The 7167-nt window shown below is 62.9% G+C and carries 10 protein-coding genes; 8 read left to right on the top strand and 2 right to left on the bottom strand.

Features of this window, described 5'->3' with window-relative positions; translation table 11 throughout:
* The coding region (locus CXG43_RS14275; RefSeq protein WP_232767809.1) for a hypothetical protein at positions 1-813 on the top strand (813 nt) is incomplete at its 5' end.
* A 20-nt stretch (positions 814-833) separates the two neighbouring features.
* Here the strand turns inward: CXG43_RS14275 and CXG43_RS14270 are convergent.
* Positions 834-1886 carry a DNA-binding protein gene (locus tag CXG43_RS14270; RefSeq protein WP_032961134.1) on the bottom strand — a complete coding sequence of 351 codons (1053 nt, stop codon included), beginning with the start codon at positions 1884-1886 and terminating at the stop codon, positions 834-836.
* Between the two features lie 319 nt (positions 1887-2205).
* A complete protein-coding gene (gene merR / locus CXG43_RS14265) occupies positions 2206-2622 on the bottom strand; it encodes an Hg(II)-responsive transcriptional regulator (protein ID WP_101100515.1) in 417 nt (138 codons plus the stop codon).
* A 71-nt stretch (positions 2623-2693) separates the two neighbouring features.
* Between merR and merT the strand changes: the two genes are divergently transcribed.
* The 7 genes from merT (at position 2694) to arsH (ending at position 7165) form a co-directional block, all read left to right on the top strand.
* The gene (merT, locus tag CXG43_RS14260) at positions 2694-3044 is read left to right on the top strand and encodes a mercuric ion transporter MerT (RefSeq protein WP_101100514.1); all 351 of its coding nucleotides are present in this window, start codon (positions 2694-2696) and stop codon (positions 3042-3044) included.
* A 13-nt stretch (positions 3045-3057) separates the two neighbouring features.
* Positions 3058-3336, top strand: a complete 279-nt coding sequence (merP, locus tag CXG43_RS14255; protein WP_101100513.1) for a mercury resistance system periplasmic binding protein MerP — start codon at positions 3058-3060, stop codon at positions 3334-3336.
* A gap of 7 nt (positions 3337-3343) precedes the next feature.
* On the top strand, positions 3344-5038 hold the full coding sequence (gene merA / locus CXG43_RS14250; RefSeq protein ID WP_101100512.1) for a mercury(II) reductase: 1695 nt from the start codon (positions 3344-3346) through the stop codon (positions 5036-5038).
* Positions 5039-5141: 103 nt separating this feature from the next.
* Positions 5142-5489 (top strand): metalloregulator ArsR/SmtB family transcription factor, encoded by a 348-nt coding sequence (locus CXG43_RS14245; RefSeq protein WP_101100511.1) that lies wholly within the window; start codon positions 5142-5144, stop codon positions 5487-5489.
* Positions 5486-6019, top strand: a complete 534-nt coding sequence (locus tag CXG43_RS14240; protein ID WP_101100510.1) for an arsenate reductase ArsC — start codon at positions 5486-5488, stop codon at positions 6017-6019. The genes CXG43_RS14245 and CXG43_RS14240 overlap by 4 nt, the downstream gene beginning before the upstream one ends.
* 10 nt (positions 6020-6029) lie before the next feature.
* Positions 6030-6443 carry an arsenate reductase (glutaredoxin) gene (gene arsC, locus CXG43_RS14235; RefSeq protein ID WP_101100524.1) on the top strand — a complete coding sequence of 138 codons (414 nt, stop codon included), beginning with the start codon at positions 6030-6032 and terminating at the stop codon, positions 6441-6443.
* Entirely contained in the window at positions 6440-7165 is a 726-nt protein-coding gene (arsH, locus tag CXG43_RS14230; RefSeq protein ID WP_101100509.1) for an arsenical resistance protein ArsH, read from the top strand. Before arsC ends, arsH begins: the two co-directional genes overlap by 4 nt.
* Positions 7166-7167 lie beyond the last annotated feature (2 nt).

Below are 7167 nucleotides of genomic sequence, written 5' to 3'. Positions count from 1 at the left end.
TTGTATACGAGACAGCCCCAGGAGCCACGCCGCTCCCTCATCCCCGGAAACCGCATGCCCGGAACCTCGTCAATGACGCCATCTGGGGTCGCCAGCATCGAGGAGTTGGGCCTTCGTGGCACCCTTTTCCTAGCCGCACTGTTAGCCGCGCAGCTACGACGCATACCGGTGGCGCCCACACGCCGCTCCACCTTGCTGGTGCTGGACACGCTGCGAGACTTGGCCTTGATCCAAGTTCCCTGGCCAGCGGATCGATGGCAGATCCGCCCCGATGCCGAGGTCACGCCCATCGAAGATCTGCAATGGGCTTTCGCCTGGTCTACCCACGAGCGCAGGCACCTGCTCCCGGTGCTGGAAGACCAACTCGGCGATATGGCACACGATGTAGACTTGGCGGACGCGAAACTGGAGCTGTGGGATGAACTTGCACTCTGGGAGACCGAGCAGTTTCTGGAGCAGCAATTGCTCAAACATCACTTCGACCCAGGCTGGGCACGTGATGTGGGGTTCGTCTTTCAATCCGGACCGCGGGGCTTGCCGATCGCGCGGTGGCGTTACTGCTGCTGGGCGGCGGTACGCCAAGGTGCCTCGGTGGCGATGCGTCTTGGCGTGCACGACAGCGCCCATGTGCGGGAAGCCATCTTTCAGGAGGTCCAGAAGCGCCTGCGCTACCTGATGACCAGTTCGCCCGAGCAAGGCATGTTCAAGCCCTATCATTTGGCACCGGAGTCCTCAGTAGCCAAACTGTTTGTAGATTGGGTCGTCCCTATGGAATGGGCGTACTGGACAGGTGAGCGCCACCCCAGCCGCTAGCAGACAAACGAGCAGCCTCGTCAGTCGGCTCCCCCATCTTGCGCATGGCCGCGCCGAGTTTTCTTCACCGCATTTTGTGCTGGCGTCAGTTGATTCAGTAGAGGCTCTAGCGCTTCAAGACGTGCATTGGCACGCAACGCATCGGCTTCAGCGCTCTCGCGGCGCTCACGCTCCCGCGCAAGGGTGTCTTGAACTTGAGCTAGCTCGTTGCGCATGGTATCCAAGGTCTTGGCGTCAGTCTTCCAGCGCTCCTGCAGTGCCAAATAGTCCGTCGCGGTCTGGCGCAACGCCACGACCTCGCTGTGTTGGCCTTCGTGGGCCTGTCGTAGCTGGGCAAGCTCACGCTCAATCCGCCCGTGGCGCTCCAGCCATTGACCATTGTCGCGGTTCAGCACCAACAGCTCCTGATTCTTCGCGCCCAAGGCTTCATTGGCCTGACGTAAGGCTACTTGCAGCTCTTGGACCTGATGCTCGTGACGGCGAAGCTCTTGCTCACGCTGCTCTTTGGTTGAAGTGCGGTAGTGCTCAAGCGCTTCCCGGGCATGGGCATGCTTGTCCTCCAGAGAACGCGTATGCGCCTCATGATCAGCCAGCCGCACCGTCATGCCAGCGATGCGCTCGTTCAACTGGGCGATTTCCGCGATCCTGTCACCTAGATTCTGTTGAAGGAGGGCGTGAGCAGCTTGCTCTTGGTGCAGGCTTGCTTCGGTGCGCTGCAGCCGACTGCTCAAGGCGGCAGCCTCCTCTTGGGCACCGGAAAGCGCCTGTTGCCGACTGTGGAGCTCAGCCTGATGGCGCTCACGCTCCTGGGTGAGGATGGCCTCTGCTTCCTCCTGGAGCCGCGAGGCCAAGCGCGCAACCAAGTCCTGCAAAGCATCACTAACGGCTACCGTCCTCGCCGGACCGCCGCCTTCCTCTCCTTCCAGTTCACGCAAGTAGCGGTGGATCGTGGTCTTGGAGCCCGTGTTGCCCAAGGCCACTCGCACCGCGTCGACTGACGGCTTCTTGCCTTGGGCCAGCAGCGCGTCGCGCGCCTTCTGGACGTCACTCTTATAGAGTCCTGCGCGCGCCATCGTGCCACCCCACTTTATTTCGTAATGTATTACATACCATGTAATTACATACTATTAAAGCAGGTAGACGACCGCTCGTCGGCGAAAATAGTTATACGGGATAATATTGAATTATCCCGCGTGAGCACGGGTGTCAGCCGATTTTGCTTCTTTGGGCGTATGAAACCGCCCAACCTGGGCGATCGCCATTTGCCGGACGGAATAGCACAACGAGTCCACCGCGTACCCAGTCCAGGTGTTACCGAGCGCATCAGGTCCTCGACCATCTAAGTCGAGTGCAAGAGAACGGGGTTTGAGGCGAAGTGGAACGAAAACCGGGTTAAGCAATCGGGCTTCCGTGCAGGGAAGCAATCAGTGGGCAGGACACTCTGCCCCGTTGCGAACCGCACGCTTTCACCAGTTGGGATAACGCCGATTCCATGCGCCGGAGATCGGTCAGCCGCAGGCGCACATCTACCAGCCGCGCTACCGCAAGGTCTGCGGCCTCGTGGCAATGTGTGCCGTCCTCCAGCTTGAGCAACTGGACAACCTCGTCCAGATTGAATCCCAGGCGCTGAGCGGACTTGACGAACTTCACTCGGCCCACGTCCATCGGTCCATAGCGGCGGATGCCGCCGATGGGTCGATCCGGCTCGGGCAGCAGGCCCTTGCGCTGATAGAACCGAATGGTCTCCACGTTGACCCCGGCGGCCTTGGCGAAGGCCCCAATGGTCAAGGTTTCCGGAATGTTCACCATGGCGCTTGACTCCGTACTTGACTACGGAAGTAACGTTAACGCATCACGCAAAGTCCCGAAAGGAGATTTCCATGGCAGAACCCAGCAACGGCCGCGGCGCATTGGCGACCGGCGGCGTTGCCGCCATCCTCGCCTCAGCTTGCTGCCTTGGCCCGCTGGTGCTGGTCACGCTGGGCTTCTCGGGCGCCTGGATCAGCAACCTGACCGCGCTCGATCCGTATCGGCCAATCTTCATCGGAGCCGCGCTCGTCGCGCTGTTCTTCGCTTGGCGCCGCATCTTCCGGCCCGTCCGCGTCTGTGCGCCGGACGAGGCGTGTGCCGCGCCCCAGGTGCGAAAGGCCTACAAGGTGCTTTTCTGGATCGTGGCCGCTCTGGTGCTGATCGCTCTCGTTTTTCCCTACCTCATGCCCCTGTTCTACTGAAAAGGAGATCGCCATGAAGAAACTCGTCGCACTGCTCGCTCTGAACGTTGCTCTGAGCGCTACCGCCTGGGCCGGCACCAAGACCGTCACGCTGTCGGTACCGAGCATGACCTGCGCCACCTGTCCGATCACGCTCAAGAAGGCGCTATCCAAGGTCGATGGCGTCATTGAAGCCAAGGTGACCTGGGAGCCCAAAGAGGCGGTGGTGACTTATGACGACACCAAGACCACGCCGGCCAACTTCACCAAAGCCACCGAAAACGTGGGCTACCCTTCAACCGTCAAAGAGTGATCGCCCCATGACCGAGCCGATCACACTGCACGTCAATGGCATGACCTGCGGAGCGTGCGCCGAGCACGTCCGGCAAGCTTTGGAGAAGGTGCCCGGTGTACGTTCGGCTGTCGTGTCTTATCCGCAACGGCGGGCTGAAATCAGAGCTGATGCGAGCGCCGGTTTGGATATGGCGACGCTGGTCGCCTCAGTGTCCGCCCTCGGTTACCGGGCGCAGGCTGCGGACTCGCCGAGCAAACCCCATGGCCTGCTGGACAAGGCGTGGGGATGGCTGAACGGTGAAAGGAAGCGTGGCGGCGGCGAGCCTACGCTTCATGTGGCTGTGATCGGCAGTGGCGGCGCGGCGATGGCGGCGGCGCTGAAAGCCGTCGAGCATGGGGCGCGCGTCACTTTGATCGAGCGCGACACCCTCGGCGGTACCTGCGTCAATGTCGGCTGCGTACCATCCAAAATCATGATTCGTGCCGCGCACATCGCCCATGTGCGGCGCGAGAGTCCGTTCGACGCCGGCATTGCGGCCGCATCGCCCGCGATCCTGCGCCAGCGTTTGCTGGCGCAGCAGCAGGGGCGCGTCGACGAACTGCGTCACGCCAAGTACGAAGGTATCTTGGCCAGCACTCCAGCTATCACCGTGCTACGCGGCGGAGCCCGTTTCCGGGACGACCGCCATCTGAACGTGCAACTGGCGGACAGCGGCGAACGCGAAGTCGCCTTCGACCGCTGCTTGATCGCCACCGGTGCCAGCCCAGCGATCCCGCCGATCCCCGGTTTGCGGGATACCCCTTACTGGACCTCCACCGAGGCGCTGGCCAGCGACCGCATTCCCGAGCGGCTGGCGGTGATCGGTTCTTCGGTGGTGGCGGTCGAACTCGCGCAGGCGTTCGCCCGACTCGGCAGCCGGGTCACGATCCTGGCGCGCAGCACGCTGTTCCTCCGCGACGACCCGGCCATCGGTGAAGCGGTCACGGCCGCGTTCCGCGACGAAGGCATCGAGGTGCTGGAGCACACGCAGGCCAGCGAGGTGGCCTTTGCAAACGAAGAATTCGTGCTCACGACCGGGCGCGGCGAACTACGCGCTGACCGCCTAATGGTCGCCACTGGCCGCACGCCGAACACACGCGCCCTCGATCTCGACGCGGCAGGTGTCACGGTCAACGCGCAGGGCGCCATCGTCATCGACAAGGGGATGCGCACCGACGCACCGAACATCTACGCCGCGGGCGACTGCACTGACCAGCCGCAGTTCGTCTACGTCGCCGCGGCGGCCGGTACCCGCGCTGCAATCAACATGACCGGCGGTGACATAGCGCTGGACCTGACAGCGATGCCGGCGGTCGTGTTCACCGACCCGCAAGTCGCCACCGTGGGGTATAGCGAATCCGAAGCACACCATGCCGGCATCGAGACCAACAGCCGCACGCTGACGCTCGATAACGTGCCGCGGGCGCTGGTCAACTTCGACACGCGCGGTTTCATCAAGCTGGTCGCAGAGGCCGGCTCCGGCCGACTGATTGGCGTGCAGGCGGTAGCCTCTGAGGCGGGGGAACTGATTCAGACGGCCGCGCTCGCCATCCGCGCACGGATGACTGTGCAGGAACTGGCCGACCAATTGTTCCCTTATCTGACCATGGTCGAGGGGCTAAAACTCGCAGCGCAGACCTTCACCAAGGATGTGAAGCAACTGTCCTGCTGCGCGGGGTAAATGGCGGCCGCGCGTTCAGGCCCTATGCCTCAACGGCCGGGCCGCGTAGAACCCAGAAGCAGCTTATGATTGCATTCTGCAAAGATAATTGTAGAGTGCGCGCATGAAGGACAGTTCTGCTGTTTCAGCACTCTCTGCGCTCGCACACACCGACCGCCTTGCCGCGTTCCGGATGCTTGTGCGCGCAGGCCCTGATGGCATGCCATCGGGCGAAATCGCCGAAGCGCTTGCGATCCCGCCAACGCGCATGAGCTTCCACCTTGCGACCCTGGAGCGCGCGAGCCTGCTGCGCTCTTGGCGCGACGGGCGACGTGTCCTGTACGCCGCAAGCTACGAGGACATGCGCCAGCTTCTTGCGTTTCTCACCGAGGACTGCTGCTCCGGGAACCCGGAGATCTGCGGCGCCCTCCTCAACCTCGTCACTCCTTGTACCGCGGAGACCTGCGCATGAGCCTTCCTCAGCCCTTTAACGTCCTGTTCCTGTTCCTGTGCACGGGCAATTCTGCCCGGTCGATCCTGGCCGAGAGCGTCCTTCGCAAGATCGGCGATGGCCGTTTCAATGCGTTCTCTGCCGGCAGCCGCCCCAGGGGCGAGGTCCACCCGCTGGCGATTGAGACGCTGCGCCAGGCCGACTACCCGATCGAGGGCCTGCGGTCCAAGGCATGGGACGAGTTCGGCGTGACGGCCCCACGCATGGATTTCGTGTTCACCGTCTGCGACCAGGCCGCGGGCGAGGCCTGCCCACTGTGGCCGGGACAACCGGTCACGGGCCACTGGGGCATCGAGGATCCCAGCCACGAAACGCGCGGGGACATGTGGCAGCGCGCCGCCTTCCGGCAGGCGCTGGCGTACATGGAGAACCGTATCAAGGCGTTCGTTGCACTACCAATCCACACGCTGTCGCGGGCGACCTTGACGGCGCAGGTTGGAGAAATCGGGCAGTTCGAGGGGACCTCGTCGTCCCGTGCCGACGTGGCTTGAGAAGATTGTCATGACGCTGACGATCTACCACAACCCCGCCTGCGGCACGTCCCGCAACACCTTGGAAGTGATGCGCCAGTCCGGCGAAGACCCTGAGGTCATCGAGTATCTGCAGACACCGCCGACGCGCGAGAAACTGGTCGAGCTGATCGCCGGGATGGGCATCGCGCCTCGCGATCTCTTGCGCCAGAAGGGAACGCCCTACGCGGAGCTGGGTTTGGACAATCCCACGCTCACCGACGAGCAGCTGGTGGAGGCGATGATGGCGCACCCCATCCTCATCAACCGTCCCATCGTCGTTTCCGACCGGGGCGTGGCGCTGTGTCGGCCATCCGAGAAGGTGCTCGCGCTGCTGGACAATCCGGTGTCCTCCTTCACCAAGGAAGACGGCGAGACCGTGACGGCAGCCGGAGCGTCGAGGTGATCGATCGCATTGCGGTAGATCTGCCGAGCATCGACGTAACGCAACTTACGCCGATCGACGTCGGCGCACTGGTTGGGCCCGGCGACCCGAAGCACCCGCCGCGGATCCTCATCCTCTATGGCTCGCTGCGGGAACGCTCCTATTCACGGCTGCTGGCAGAGGAAGCCGGTCGACTCCTGCGCTGGTACGGCTGCGAGGTGCGGATCTTCGATCCGCATGACTTGCCACTGCCCGACGGAGCCACCCCGGATCATCCGAAGGTGAGTGAGCTGCGCGATCTCGCGTACTGGTCCGAAGGCATGGTCTGGGTCAGCCCCGAACGCCACGGCGCCATGACCGGGATCATGAAGGCGCAGATCGACTGGATTCCTCTAGCCGACGGCGCCAAGCGCCCGACACAAGGCAAAACCCTGGCGGTGATGCAGGTGTCTGGGGGCTCGCAGAGCTTCAACGCAGTCAACCAACTGCGCGTACTTGGCCGGTGGATGCGCATGGTCACCATCCCGAACCAGTCCTCGGTGGCCAAGGCGTTCCAGGAATTTGATGAGGCCGGACGCATGAAGCCGTCTGCGTACTATCAGCGCGTTGCTGACGTATGCGAGGAGTTGGTGAAGTTCACCTGGCTGGTGCGTGGTCGCTCAGCGTACCTGACCGATCGCTATTCAGAACGTGTTGAGAGCGCCGAAGAACTGTCCAAGCGCGTGAATCAGCGCTCCATCTAACC

This window comes from Stenotrophomonas sp. Bg11-02 (assembly GCF_002836635.1).
Taxonomy (GTDB): domain Bacteria; phylum Pseudomonadota; class Gammaproteobacteria; order Xanthomonadales; family Xanthomonadaceae; genus Stenotrophomonas; species Stenotrophomonas lacuserhaii.
Note: the sequence above shows the minus strand (reverse complement) of the source record. Positions and strands in the feature narration are given on the sequence as shown.